Here is a 12,742-nt window from a genome sequence, read left to right as displayed (position 1 = left end):
GGGTCATCGCGTCGTGTGTCCTATCGTGAGTCACTTTGGTCGGTAACTCACTGACCACTACGCGATGGCCCACCCCAACACCCTCAGCGACACACCCCGCAGTAGGTCCGGCATCGTCCGCCGCCATGGGTTCCGAAACCCCACCACACGGGGGGACTTACCCGAGACCCGAGACCCACCGCCGGGGCAGCGCGCCTGGAGATGCACGCACAGCACTGGACCTGGCGTGCACGAGATCGTGCGACGACCTTCAGGAACGTTGTCCCGTCAGCCGATCTCGGGTCACAGCCGCAGGCGTGGCACGCGAATCATATTGGTGCTCTTGGGTGGCCGGAGTCGGTGCTCGCGGTCCGGACGCGCCGCCGTGAACCGTCAGGGGTTAGGAACTCGTCGTGCGCTGCACCGCCGCCCGGTAATCCGTGGGCGAAAGGCCATAAGTTGCTTTGAAAAGCCGTGAGAAATACCCCGGGTCCGTCAGCCCCCACTTGGCGGCGATCGAACTCACCGGCCGCTGGGCGAGAGTGGGGTCTGCCAAGTCGCGACGACAGTGCCCGAGTCGCCGCATCCGGATCCACCCGGCCACGGTCAGATCTTCGCTCTCGAATAGCTTGTGCAGCATACGGACTGAAATATGATGCGCGGCGGCAATGCTACCGATGTCGAGTAGTGGATCACCAAGCCGGCACTCGATATAGGTTCGGATACGCAGCAGTAAGGCCTTTTTCCCGTCGTCAGGCGTTGTGATGCCATCACCGAGCTGCTCTGCAAACGATGCTGCGAGCAGGTTAAGGGTGGCGTCGGCCAAATGAAAGGAGTCCGAATTCAGGCCGTCGTCGGCTTGACGGGCAAGCGTCCGAAGATACCCCGATACCAGCTGTCCAACGCCTTCTCGCCCACTTATCGGCCGGATCAGCAGTTGTTCAAGAAGATCTTGGCGGAGTTGCAGAGCCGCACGCGGAAATATCACTGCCTCCATATGGAATGACGCACCACCGCTGATCTCATACGGACGCGCTGTGTCATAGATCGCAAAATCACCGGGCGCCAGGGCCGCTTGTCGACCGCCCTGGGACAGGACACAAGTGCCTCGGAGTTGCATCGCTACTTTAAGGCATTTCGAGCTGCTCGCGGCGATAAGTTTTCGCGTGCGCCGGGCAACGAATGCGTTTTCACATTGCACCTTGGACAATTGGACGACGCCAAGATCCACCGATCGGATCTGCCCGCGGAAAGTCTTAACGTCGTCCGGCAACAGCTGCATCGGCCCCAACTGCTCCGACAAGAACGCCTCAAATGCGTCAAACTGGACGTCGGTCGCGGCATTCGGAGTCTGGCCGTTGCTACCAAGCTGCAAAACGGCACACCTTCCCCTTAACGTATGGACTGACATTGGCATAGCGTTCATTACGAGTCAGGCCGGAAAGGGTAGCCGACGGAAATGCCGCATAGCGTTGCCCCATGGTACCTTCCCGGTCGCGCAGCTCGCGGGGGTCGTGCCGATCTGCTCAGGCGCGACAGGGAATTGGCGTGGACGATGCGCCAGGCGGCGCGTGGTCCACGCAATGCAGGGCATATCGATAAAGAACGCGCTGAATGCCACGCGCTCGTCCGGCGGCACGCTGCTCAATCCATATGCCAACCGGATGGGCATTTCGCAAAAACGCCGGGCACATTCATTTAAGGAGGATTCCGGCGTCGAGAGCCAGTGTCACTCCTGTGACATAGCGACCGGCTTCGCTACACAGGTAAATCATGGCTTCGCTGACATCCTTGGGCTCGATCACGTCGACGGGCAGCATGTTCTGGAAGGCCGCCGCGAACGACGGGTGCTCGCGCGCGTAACCTTCGACCGCGTCGTTTTGAATCATCGGAGTCGCGACACCGGTCGGATGGACCGAATTCACCCGGATATTCTTTTCGGCGAGAATCGTTGCGAAGTAACGCATCAACCCAACCACCCCATGTTTGGCGGCGGTGTAGCCGGCCAAGCCGTGTTCGCGGGTATCGAAGCTCCGGCCGATCGATTTCAGCCCGGCCGCCGAGCTGGTGATGACTATCGCACCGCCGTCGTCGCGATCGAGCAGGGCAGGTAAGGCGGCTTCGATCGTAAAGTAGACGCCGTTGAGCATCACGTCGATCGCATCGACATACGCTGACATGCTCGGCTGCGGTAGACCCGCGCCGGGCGCCAGCCCGGCGTTCGCTAGGACGAAGTCCAGGCGGCCGAGTTCTGCCACCGCAGTATCCAGCACAGCTTGGAGGCCCGCGAAGTCTCGAACGTCGGATTGTTCGGCGATAATTCGACGACCCGTTTTCTCTACCAGGTTGACGGTTTCGTCGAGATCTTCGCGGCTTGCGAGCGGATACGCCACGCTGTCGAGCTGTTGGCAGATGTCGATCGCGATGATGTCGGCGCCTTCCTCGGCGAACCGCACGGCGTGCGAGCGGCCCTGCCCGCGCGCGGCGCCGGTAATGAACGCAACTTTGCCGTCGAACTGTCCTGCCATCTCGCCCCCATCGTTTCCCCCCGGCCCCAACGTCGCAGACATCGCAGCCAGGCAGCCTTCGACATCTCTTTCAACTGTGCCGCCCCCCGGGCCGCACGGCGTTGGATTGCAGTGCACGGTCCTTGTCTAAAGGTGCCGATCTTCGGCTCTCGTCAACCAGTCGGGCATGGCGTCAGATAACCCATGGCGTCCGCCGATCTGCCGGGCGGCCTCGCGTGCGGCGGCGAGGAGCAAACCTTGACGCTAGAGTTGCGGCATCGGAGTTGCCGGTGGCACCGTCGGAGGTGCGCGAGGACCTGGTCCGGAGGCGAGAGGCGTGCAGGAAGTCATGCGGTCCGACGAGACTGCGGCCGCGGCCTTTCGTGAGTGGCACGCGGCCGCCGAGCAAGCGGGCCAGCGGGTACTGCCGGGGCCGCAGGGGGCGTACGTGCTGTGGCAGCGCGACGATGTCCTGGCCGCCATGCGCGATGGCGAGGTTTTCGGCAGCCGCCAAGGTGAACTGATGCCCGGCAATCGGCCGTTCGGCCCCTACCACGCGATCCTGGTGGAGTTGTTCAACCCGGGCAGTTCGCGGGAAATGCTCACATCGATACGCGGGCTCATCGAGGAGGGCGTGGGCGTGGTAGCAAAATTCCGCCGCTGCGATGCCGCGCAAGTCGCCGAGGTGGTGTGCTTCACGGCCTCCGGATTGGTCTGCGGGCTGCCGAGGGACATCCCGATCAACGCCGTTACCGCCGACCTGGTCGGACAGGTCCGCCGCGCGCCCGTGGGCGGTCCCGATGTCATCACCCGCCTCGCCGCCGAACCGCTCAGCAACGAAGAGGTCATGGGCCTCATGGCGACGGTGATCCGCGGTTTCATGTTCGCCTCGTTCCCCATCAAGGCCGGGCTGGCATTGCTGGGCCGCAAGCCCGCACTTCAGCAGGAACTTCGCGAGAACCCAAGCCGTCAAGGGGCTTTCATCGAAGAGTTGCTGCGGCTGGATGGCGGGGCGAAGACGGTTTCGCGCGTCGCAACCCGTGACGTGACTATCGGTGAAACCACGATCCCGGCCGGGTCCCCGGTGGAGTTGTGCGTCGGTCTGGTGCACCGCGACGAGTCCGACGCGTTGTCCGGTCAGGAAATGAAACTAGGTGGGGCGCACCGGCATTGGAGTTTCGGGGGAGGCCCGCACCGGTGCCCGGCCTCGCACCTGGCCCGGGATCTGCTGAGCGCGTTCTTCGAGGTGTGGCTCGCCGGGATTCCGCAGTTCGAGTTCGACTGGCAGGCCGGCAACGTTCCCAAGGCCTGGCATCCCAGACCATACGGCGTATTCTCCGAGGGCATATTCAACGGGTGGGTTCCCGAGTCGGTGCCGCTGAAATGGTAACCAGACCTAAGGAAGTAATCCTTGATAGCGCGGGCAATAGACGGTCACCGATGCCGTGACGAATTTGACCGCCGTCCGCGTCACGCGATCCGGCACGAGGTGTAAGGACGGACTACTCGCGTACGTCGTGTTTGTTTCCTCATCCACCACCGACTGGAACGGGGTACCGTGGTCGAGCTCGCCGCAGATTTCCTGGGCCCGATACACCAGCCCCGGCACATTGTCGATCACCGGTATCTGCAGTTGGGCAAGTAATGCGACGAACTGGTCCTCCTGTGCATCGGCCTTGGCCGCCCCGGCGTATCCGAGTGCCGCGGTGAGCGCCGCCGCGAGGCCAACCACCGCCCCGGCGAGGTGGGGGATGCGGGTGTGCACGACAGGATCCGGTCTCTTCGGTGTCATCCAGCTGACATCTGACGAATCGACATCAACTGGTAACAATGGAGGCACAAAGCGCCTGCGATCATGGACATCGTAACTGGTTGGAACCATGTATCACCACTGGACTTTCGCGTGGACCTGGGGATGGGCGCAGCCGCGCGACGTCTGCGTGGGCCGATGACCACGCCGACCCGTCGACAGGCCGCGCCGTCGAATCCGCGGACCGTGCACAGCCGACGACGATGTGCCAGGTGGGCGGTGATCGTCCTGCTGTGCTGCGGCGCGACCGACCTCGGTGCGGGGACGGCCCGGTCGGCGGTGGGCCCGCACACCCTCGCGGCGCACCTGATCGGGCCGGCCCCGCGTGGCGAGATCACCCCCGATCCGCCGGCAATCCCGGCGCCGACCGCGAAACCCCTCGAACCGCCGGTAGCGTCGGCGCCGCCGCGAGCCCAGCAACCACGCCCGCAGCAGCCGCAGGCGCCCGCACCGCAACCCCCGGAGGGACCCGCCCCCCAACCGCAGGCCCCCGCGCCCGCTGCGCCGGCGCCCCCGCCTCCGCCGGCGCAGCCTTCGCCACCGCGTCCGCCGGGCGGTCACGTCCAACTCTCGCCCTGAGCCAGGTCGCGGGGAACCGCCCGGCGCCGCCAATGGCACGTCGTCGCGGCGACAGCACCGGGTTTCTTTCCGACGCGCCCCAGTTTGGTCCGCTGTGGCCCGGGTAGCCCTACAAAGGCTGACACCAGCCAGAGACCGGCAGGCTACGCCGGCACGATCGAATGCTGGGTGCGTGGGAGGACAGACCTAAGTGCGTGTTGCATCGGTACCCGCCTCGCACGTCTACGTGCGTCACCTTTCCGTGCCCGCGGGAGCGGAAAGCACGGAAAGCACGGAAAGCATTGTGCGCCTGCCTGATCCGGAGCCCCGCGACGGCCGGACCGTTCCGGGCGGCTGGTGGCCTCCGCTGATGCTCGAGCCGGGTTGGGTCAGCCAGAACCACGACAGCTTCGATGTGTTCCATGTCCATTTCGGGTTCGACGCCATAGGTCCGGAGCTGCTCGCCGGGGTGGTTCGGGAACTGAAGGCGCACGGTAAACCGCTGGTCTACACGGTGCACGACCTGCGCAACCCGCATCACCGCGATTCGGCCGCCCACGACCGTCAGCAGGAGGTCCTCGTTGCGGCCGCGGACGAATTGATCACACTGACGACCGGTGCGGCACAGACGATCTGGGATCGGTGGGGACGCCGATGCCGCGTCCTTCCTCATCCGCACGTGTTGGAAAGCGACCGTATCCTACGGCCGCGCGACAACGGTGACCGCTTCGTGGTCGGAGTCCACGCGAAGAGCCTGCGGGCAAACATGGACCCCCTGCCGGTCGTGGACGCCCTCACCGACATCCTGTCAGCGCTGCCCCATGCGGTGCTCCAGATCAACGTGCACGACGAAATCTTCGACCCGCAAAATCACTGGTATGCACCGCAAATCGGCGCGGCGCTGCTGGAATACGGACGATACGATCATGTTCGGGTCCGGGTACACCCGTATTTCTCCGACCGCGAATTCTGGGACTACCTGGCGTCGCTGACGGTGTCGGTGCTGCCATACCGCTTCGGCAGCCATTCCGGGTGGCTGGAAGCATGCTTCGATCTCGGCACCGCCGTCATTGCCCCGGGCTGCGGTTTCTACGGTCAGCAACGGCCCTGCGGGGTCTTCGATTTCAGTGAGAATCGTTTCGACCCCGAATCACTGCGGCGTGCAGTCGATGATGCATACCGACGGTGGGCAGCGGGGACCTCGGCACCACGAGCGACCTGGGCGCAGCGTCGCGCCGAACGTGTCGAAGTCGCAGCCGCCCACGGCGATGTGTACCGAGCGGTCTCGGCATGAACGATAGCTTGCGGGTCGCGCTGATCGCCTCCAGCCGGTTTGCCGTCAGCCAGCCGTTCGCCGGCGGTCTGGAGGCGCATGTCTGGCATCTGGCACGCGCGCTGGCCAAGCTCGGACACCGGGTATCCCTTTTTGCCGCAGCAGGATCCGACGGAGATCTGGACTGCCGCACTCTTGCGGTGCGGCCGCTAGGCATATCGCGCATCGCACGTGCCGACGTCTCGATGCCGGCCGAAGGGTTCATGGCGGATCACCATGCGTACCTGACGCTGATGTTGCGACTGGCCGAGTCGGGGCGGGACGATTTCGACATCGTCCACAATCACAGCCTGCACTATCTGCCGGTCGCGATGGCCCCGATGCTGTCGATTCCGATGCTCACCACGGTGCACACGCCCCCGACACCGTGGCTGGAGTCGGCCATCGACGCGTCGGCCGGCGTCGGCACCCAGTTCGCTGCCGTCTCCGAACACACCGCACGCTCGTGGAGCCAATCCATCAGCCGTATCACGGTGATTCCCAACGGCATCGACACGCGTCGGTGGCCGCTGGGCCCGGGTGGCGGGCCGCTGGTCTGGTTCGGCCGCATCACCGCCGAGAAGGCGCCGCATTTGGCGATCAGTGCGGCGCGACGCGCCGGTAAGCCACTAGTGCTGGCCGGTCCGATCTCCGACACCGAGTACTTCGCCACCGAAGTGGCGCCCAGGTTGGGCGCGGACGTCCGCTATGCCGGTCACCTGGACCAGGATCAGCTGGCACGCGTCGTCGGTGCCGCGGAAGCGGCGTTGGTGACCCCCGTGTGGGACGAGCCGTACGGCTTGGTGGTCGCCGAAGCGATGTGCTGCGGCACACCGGTCGTCGCCTTCGCCCGTGGCGGCATCCCCGAACTCGTCGGGCCCGAATCCGGCCGGCTCGTCGCTGGCGAAGATGTCGGCGAGATGGCGGACGCCATCCCCGCGGCGGTCGGTCTCCGCCGCAGCGGGGTACGTGAATACGCAATCGGTCGTTGCTCGTTGGAAGCGATGTTGGGCGCTTATCTGGACGTGTACCGCCGCATGGTCGACAACCCTAGCGAGGCCAAACATGATCGGTTACTACGTCCATCATCACGGTTTTGGTCACTTGGCGCGGGCGGCGAGCATCTGCCGTCACCTTCGCCAACCGGTGACGGTGCTGACTTCGCTGAATGTCGCTGCGCCACACCCGTTCACGGGGGTGGTGAACTTACCGCGTGATGATCGGTCAGAGCGAGTGTGTCATCCCACGGCGCACGGCGGCCTGCACTGGGCGCCCCATCACGACGCCGGATACGGGGCGCGCATGGATGCCGTGGCTCGTTGGGTGGCGGCGGAACAGCCGCGGGCATTCGTGAGCGATGTCTCCGTGGAACTCGCGTTGTTCGTTCGTCTGCTCGGTGTCCCGGTGATCGTGATGGCCCTGCCGGGCAACCGTACCGATGGCCCGCACGAACTCGTCCATCGCATTGCCGATCACATCGTGGCCGCCTGGCCACGCGAAGTCGACGAGCCGTCCTGGTTGCGCCCGCACGCGGCCAAGACGAGTTATGTCGGAGGCATCAGCCGTTTCGAGGGACGCGATCGCGCGGCCATCCGGTCTGACCAGCAGCTCCGCGTCCTCGTTCTGGGCGGGGCCGATGGGGATTTCGATGGGGCCAGTGCCGGCGCGCCGCGTTGCGCGGGAACGACGTGGACGGTGCTCGGCGGCACCAGCGGCTGGGTTGCCGACCCGTGGCCCCAGATCTGTGCTGCCGACCTCGTCGTCACGCACGCGGGACAAAGCTGCATCGCCGATATCGCGGCCGCCGGCCGTCCCGCCGTCGTCATACCCCAGCCCCGGCCATTCGATGAACAACACGCCACGGCAACGGCCTTGCAACGACACCGGCTCGCGACCGTGCTGCCGGGATGGCCCGACGATCGGGAATGGCCCGACGTGCTGCTGCGCGCCCTGTCCAGTGAGTCGCGCGACTGGCAACGTTGGCAGGTCCAGGGGGCGGCGGCGCGCGCCGCCCGGGCGATCGAGACGACCGCGGCGCACCACGCGACGTTGGCGGCGGTATGAAAACCCGGAAAACCGCGGTGATCACCGCGGTGCGCGGACGGGGCAGCCACCTGCGTCGACAGCTGCGCGGATTGGCGTCGAGCCGACCGCCACCCGACCTGCACGTGGTGGTCGCACTCGGTGATCCGCGAGTCCCCGACATCGTTGCCGCGGAACACACGCGCGCGATGGTCGTTGAACTCGATGCCGGCGAGCCGCTACCGATGGCCGCCGCCCGCAATCAGGGGGCCGCCGCCGCCCTGCGCGAATCGGCCGAACTGCTGGTGTTTCTCGATGTGGACTGCATCCCGAGTCCGCGGATGATCGAGTGCTATCGCCGCGCCGCGGCCCAGCCCGAACACGCCGATGCTCTGTTGTGCGGTCCGGTCACCTATCTGGCGCCGCCGGGACCGCAGGGCTACGCGATGAGCGAGCTTGAGACGCAACGTAATCCGCATCCTGCCCGGCCGGACCCGCCCGACGGGCAGGTCGTGGACACGCGCGAGTATGCGCTGTTTTGGTCGCTCTCGTTCGCACTGACCGCGACCACCTGGCAAAGGATCGGCGGGTTCTGTGAGCGATATCGCGGATATGGCGGCGAAGACACCGATTTCGGCCAGTGCGCGGCCGCGCGGCAGGTGCCGATGCGCTGGGTGGGAGGTGCTCATGCGTTCCACCAATTCCACCCGACGGCGGATCCGCCGACTCAGCACCTCGACGACATCCTGCGCAACGCGGCAATTTTTCACCAGCGATGGGGGTGGTGGCCCATGGAAGGCTGGCTTGCCGCGTTCGAGGCGGACGGTCTCATCGTCCGCGGGGCCGAAGGACGTCCGCAGCACGCTGACCGACGAAGGGCGTGACGCGGGCCGATCCGATGTCGCCGGGTTATTGTCAAGAACGTGGTCCCGGAGTCCGGCGGCGGCCTTGCACAAGTCTTGGGCGCGCTTGCCATCGAGATGCAGAATCAGAAAGACACTGAGGCGACGCTGCAGGCAATAGTCGACGGTGCTGTCGCGATCGTGCCCGGTGCCCGCTGGGTCGGAATATCACTGATTCACGACCGCGCAGTGGAGTCCCGAGTTCCCAGCCATCCTCTGGTGGGCAAACTCGACGCGCTGCAATCCGAACTCAATGAGGGCCCACTTACGAACGGTGTCCTCACAGACACCCAGGGTCCGGCTGATCGCGGCGTTCGACGCGCCGTCAGCGGCGGCCAGCACGATCCGCGCGCGCACTACCTCGCGGTGCTCACCGCTGACTCGACCGGCGCGGGCCAGCAGCAGCCGCCGCTACCCATCACAAAGAACAATCCGATCACAGCTTCATATCGACATAGACCGTTTGTCGCTCGACACCGGCCGCTGCCGGCAAGCCGGGCTCGGCCGGTTGACCCCCATCGAATTCGAAGCCATCATGACCACACCGGCCAGTCAGGCCGCGTGATCGAAACTGTCACCTGATCGTGCGGCAGACCCGAAAGCCAGGGCCAACCAACGCTGGCCGCAGCTGGCCGGCCGCCACCACGGTGGCTTCGCCTACGTCAACGGACAGCTGCGCAACGGCACCACACTGCCGCTGTTTCGCCTGCGCTACGGCGGTTCAGCCAACAGCTGGGGCTTCGCGATCCATCTCGCCAGCCGCAACGGCTACCAAGACAGCGTCCTACCCAGCGGATACCCCGAAGAAGCCCTCGACTGCGCCTGCGGCCTCTATCTCAACGAGCCAACCGCCTGGACCCAAACCCCGACGAACCAACGGGCGTGACCACTAGTCTCTGGGCCCAAAGTTGGGGGTAGGTTTAAACGAGGCCCCGACGCCTGGGTGGGTCGCCCTTCGTCCGTGACTTTCAGCGCCACCGACTACGCCGGAGCGACGACCTTATTCGATTATATGCGGAACTGTACAAGATGCCACATTACTGCTATGACTGCTGCACCTGGGCCCGCGCGTTCGAGCCGATCCCAGCCGATGTCAAGCCCAGTGCGCCGGCCCGGTATTCACGCGGAGGTAACCCATACGTCGACTTGAACAGTCGTGAGAAGTGTGCCGGATCCACCAGTCCCCACTTGCCGGCGATCGAGCCAACCGACTGGCCTGCAAGCGAGGCGTTGGCAAGATCCCTTCGGCAGTGCTCGATCCGCCGGGTACGTATCCAACCAGTTACCGTCTGTCCGTCGGTTTCGAACAGCTTCTGCAGGGAGCGTATGGAAATATGGTGCGCCGCAGCGATCTCGGCGACACCCAGGCGTGGGTCGCCAAGTCGCCGCTCGATGTAGGCCCGAACACGGAATAGCAAGCCGATTTTACCGTCACTGATGTTGCTTTCCCCGCTGCCATCCAGCCGCTCGGTGAACAACGCTGCGAGTAGATCCAAAGTAGCATCGGCCAAATGGCAGGAGAAGGAACGTCCACCGGCGTCGACCTGTCGAGTGATATTCGAAAGATACTGTGCCACCACCAGTCCCAAGCCGTGGCGACCACTTATCGGATGAGTTGCAACGCGCTCCAGTTGTGACGGGGCCAGCCGCAACGCGTCGCGCGAAAATGTCACGGCACGCATCCTTGAGGACCCGGTGCTGACTATCTGGTACGGGCGGCTCGTGTCATACAGAACGAAGTCGCCAGGCGCTAAAACGGCCTCGCGGCCACCCTGCGAAACGCAGGAAGTACCGTTCAGCTGCACAATCACCTTCAGGTGGTCCGGACCGCTGGCGACGAGCTTTCTGGTGCGCCGCGCGACGAACGCATTGCGGACCCAAAGATTGGTCAATTGCACGACGCCGAGATCGGCGGCGCGCCCCCAAGCGCGAAAGCTCTCAATATGCGGAGTCGACACCTCCATCGGGGCCAGTCGCTGCGAAATGAACTCATTAAGCGCTTCCAGCTGCTCCGTGCCCAGGCAATCACAGCAAGTCACGAACCGACCTCCCGGATATCCCAGATATCCACGGCCTCAATCGAATAGGCGTTTCGCCGCCCCCCGTTCGGCCTGGCCGTCGGCTGCACAGCGACCGTCGACAGCGACTGTGTGTTGGCCTTCACCTCACGCCCTTAACCCTGCCTCTGCGGATAAACGCTGGGGCGTCGCCATAACTAATGCGGCGCTATGGTCGCAATACATAACCACCCAGAGAGCAGTCGGCCCACCTCGAGGCATGCCTCAACCTCCATGACTAGCGGCCGACAAAGCGAACGTATTCAATACTATCCCTCTGTTCAGGTCATCCGACTCCGTGCGCAACTGAAAGCTGACGGCACGAACTACTTCAATTGGCATAACGACGCCAGTTCTCGCGGCGTTTTTGCTGTGCAACTCGAAGGCAAGGTGGCATTCATCACAGGCCCCGTGAGACGCAAGGGCAGCACCCAGCTGAGCGGTCTGCAGATAAAGCCGCGGAGATCGGTCGCTGTCGACATTTGCGACGGGTCTACGCTGCTGATGCGATCCCTCCGGTCGGACCAGTCCCTGCGGGAGTCCTCGGCGAGGACTTGAGCCCGTCGAGTGTGTTGTCGTCTTCTTAGAGTTTGCCCAGTACCGCCTGCTCGGCCAGCCGGTTGTGCAAGTGGTCGTCCTCGAACCGATCGACGAGGCGCATCGACAACGTCGACCCCAGGAACTCGACCGCAGCCCGGGTACCGAACGGCGGCAGATGCAGGCCAGCGTAGTGGAGGCAGGCGATCAAGCCCCACAGGTGTGAATCGGTTCCCGGGCACAGTTGTCCAAATCGATCGGTGTGCCCACCGGTACTAGGTCGTCGATTTGCTGGTCCTCCCCCGCCACTCGGCGAGCCCGCCACTCGTCGCACGCATTCTCCGCAAGGCAACCTTCGCATTGTTCGGCAAGGACCACGGCCCGATCGTCTGCGGATAGGTTATCCAAGCCGGCGCGAAGGGTCAGACTTTGCGTTGCCGCCGTGTCGGCGGCCACGGGCGCGGGGGCAGTCCGAGCCTACTGGCGCGCGTTGACGGACTCTTGTGCGCACCCGGTCAGCAATGCGATGGCCGAGTCAAACGGTTCGGGGCTGCGCAATGCCCGGGCAACGATGAGCGCCCCTTCCATCGTTGTGAAAAGCAGGCTGCCCAATTCGCGCGCGCGCTCATGCCCGACGCCCTTCTCTTCCAGGCGCGCAGCGACCGTCGCGATGAGGTCGCCGAAGCCGCGTCGGGTGACCTCGCTCAGCGGCTGTGATACGGGCGTGGCCTCCAGAACAATGGGCGCAACGGCGCAGCCTTGGGTGTAATCGCTGGCGACAAAGCTATCCCGGATGTGCCCGAGGAACCCGGCGACGAATTCTGCGGCGGTGTGGGTCGCACCGGCGGTGCGGTTGGCCTGCGAGATGACGTCGGCCGCATGTAGCAGTGCCACTTCGGTTGCCAGCTCTTCCTTTCCGCCCGGGAAGTGGAAGTACAGGGAACCGCGTGGACCACCGCTCTCGGCGACGACGTCCGACAAGGCCGTACCGGCATAGCCGTGGGCCCGGAACAGCCGGCGAGCCGCCGTGATCATTCGCTCCTTGCTGTCACTTCGCC

13 protein-coding genes are annotated in these 12,742 nt (G+C 64.8%); 7 read left to right on the top strand and 6 right to left on the bottom strand.

Annotation, left to right across the window (positions count from 1 at the left end):
- Window positions 1–379: 379 nt before the first annotated feature.
- Together AWC25_RS17570 and AWC25_RS17565 are read right to left on the bottom strand one after the other, a co-directional pair.
- Window positions 380–1,354: an AraC-like ligand-binding domain-containing protein gene (locus AWC25_RS17570; protein WP_158089758.1), complete on the bottom strand. Its 975-nt coding sequence runs from the start codon at window positions 1,352–1,354 to the stop codon at window positions 380–382.
- 319 nt (window positions 1,355–1,673) lie between these two features.
- Window positions 1,674–2,507, bottom strand: coding sequence for a mycofactocin-coupled SDR family oxidoreductase (locus AWC25_RS17565; RefSeq protein WP_069402958.1), 834 nt, complete (start codon window positions 2,505–2,507; stop codon window positions 1,674–1,676).
- Window positions 2,508–2,823: 316 nt separating this feature from the next.
- Between AWC25_RS17565 and AWC25_RS17560 the strand changes: the two genes are divergently transcribed.
- Window positions 2,824–3,876 carry a cytochrome P450 gene (locus AWC25_RS17560; protein WP_085167175.1) on the top strand — a complete coding sequence of 351 codons (1,053 nt, stop codon included), beginning with the start codon at window positions 2,824–2,826 and terminating at the stop codon, window positions 3,874–3,876.
- Between the two features lie 6 nt (window positions 3,877–3,882).
- Here AWC25_RS17560 and AWC25_RS17555 read toward each other — a convergent pair whose 3' ends face one another.
- Complete coding sequence (locus AWC25_RS17555) at window positions 3,883–4,251, bottom strand: DUF732 domain-containing protein (protein WP_069402956.1); 369 nt, start codon at window positions 4,249–4,251, stop codon at window positions 3,883–3,885.
- A 183-nt stretch (window positions 4,252–4,434) separates the two neighbouring features.
- On the opposite strand from AWC25_RS17555, the gene AWC25_RS26640 reads away from it, so the two are divergent.
- From AWC25_RS26640 to AWC25_RS27865, 6 genes are all read left to right on the top strand, one after another.
- Window positions 4,435–4,875, top strand: coding sequence for a hypothetical protein (locus AWC25_RS26640; RefSeq protein WP_142278906.1), 441 nt, complete (start codon window positions 4,435–4,437; stop codon window positions 4,873–4,875).
- Window positions 4,876–5,065: 190 nt separating this feature from the next.
- Window positions 5,066–6,148 carry a glycosyltransferase family protein gene (locus tag AWC25_RS17550; RefSeq protein ID WP_244899536.1) on the top strand — a complete coding sequence of 361 codons (1,083 nt, stop codon included), beginning with the start codon at window positions 5,066–5,068 and terminating at the stop codon, window positions 6,146–6,148.
- On the top strand, window positions 6,145–7,383 hold the full coding sequence (locus AWC25_RS17545) for a glycosyltransferase family 4 protein (protein WP_069402954.1): 1,239 nt from the start codon (window positions 6,145–6,147) through the stop codon (window positions 7,381–7,383). Before AWC25_RS17550 ends, AWC25_RS17545 begins: the two co-directional genes overlap by 4 nt.
- Before the next feature lie 16 nt (window positions 7,384–7,399).
- Window positions 7,400–8,230 carry a glycosyltransferase gene (locus AWC25_RS17540; RefSeq protein ID WP_244899535.1) on the top strand — a complete coding sequence of 277 codons (831 nt, stop codon included), beginning with the start codon at window positions 7,400–7,402 and terminating at the stop codon, window positions 8,228–8,230.
- A complete protein-coding gene (locus AWC25_RS17535; RefSeq protein WP_069402953.1) occupies window positions 8,227–9,072 on the top strand; it encodes a glycosyltransferase family 2 protein in 846 nt (281 codons plus the stop codon). Before AWC25_RS17540 ends, AWC25_RS17535 begins: the two co-directional genes overlap by 4 nt.
- 39 nt (window positions 9,073–9,111) lie before the next feature.
- Entirely contained in the window at window positions 9,112–9,672 is a 561-nt protein-coding gene (locus AWC25_RS27865; RefSeq protein ID WP_425320231.1) for a hypothetical protein, read from the top strand.
- Between the two features lie 461 nt (window positions 9,673–10,133).
- On the opposite strand, the gene AWC25_RS17520 is transcribed toward AWC25_RS27865, so the two are convergent.
- From AWC25_RS17520 to AWC25_RS17505, 3 genes are all read right to left on the bottom strand, one after another.
- Window positions 10,134–11,129: an AraC-like ligand-binding domain-containing protein gene (locus AWC25_RS17520; RefSeq protein WP_069402951.1), complete on the bottom strand. Its 996-nt coding sequence runs from the start codon at window positions 11,127–11,129 to the stop codon at window positions 10,134–10,136.
- A gap of 601 nt (window positions 11,130–11,730) precedes the next feature.
- On the bottom strand, window positions 11,731–11,895 hold the full coding sequence (locus AWC25_RS27030) for a hypothetical protein (RefSeq protein ID WP_169717141.1): 165 nt from the start codon (window positions 11,893–11,895) through the stop codon (window positions 11,731–11,733).
- A 266-nt stretch (window positions 11,896–12,161) separates the two neighbouring features.
- On the bottom strand, window positions 12,162–12,719 hold the full coding sequence (locus AWC25_RS17505; RefSeq protein WP_232327383.1) for a TetR/AcrR family transcriptional regulator: 558 nt from the start codon (window positions 12,717–12,719) through the stop codon (window positions 12,162–12,164).
- Window positions 12,720–12,742: the final 23 nt, after the last annotated feature.

The organism is Mycobacterium sherrisii, from assembly GCF_002102355.1.
In the GTDB taxonomy this organism is placed as follows: Bacteria; Actinomycetota; Actinomycetes; order Mycobacteriales; family Mycobacteriaceae; genus Mycobacterium; species Mycobacterium sherrisii.
This window is presented reverse-complemented; position numbering and strand designations above follow the sequence as displayed.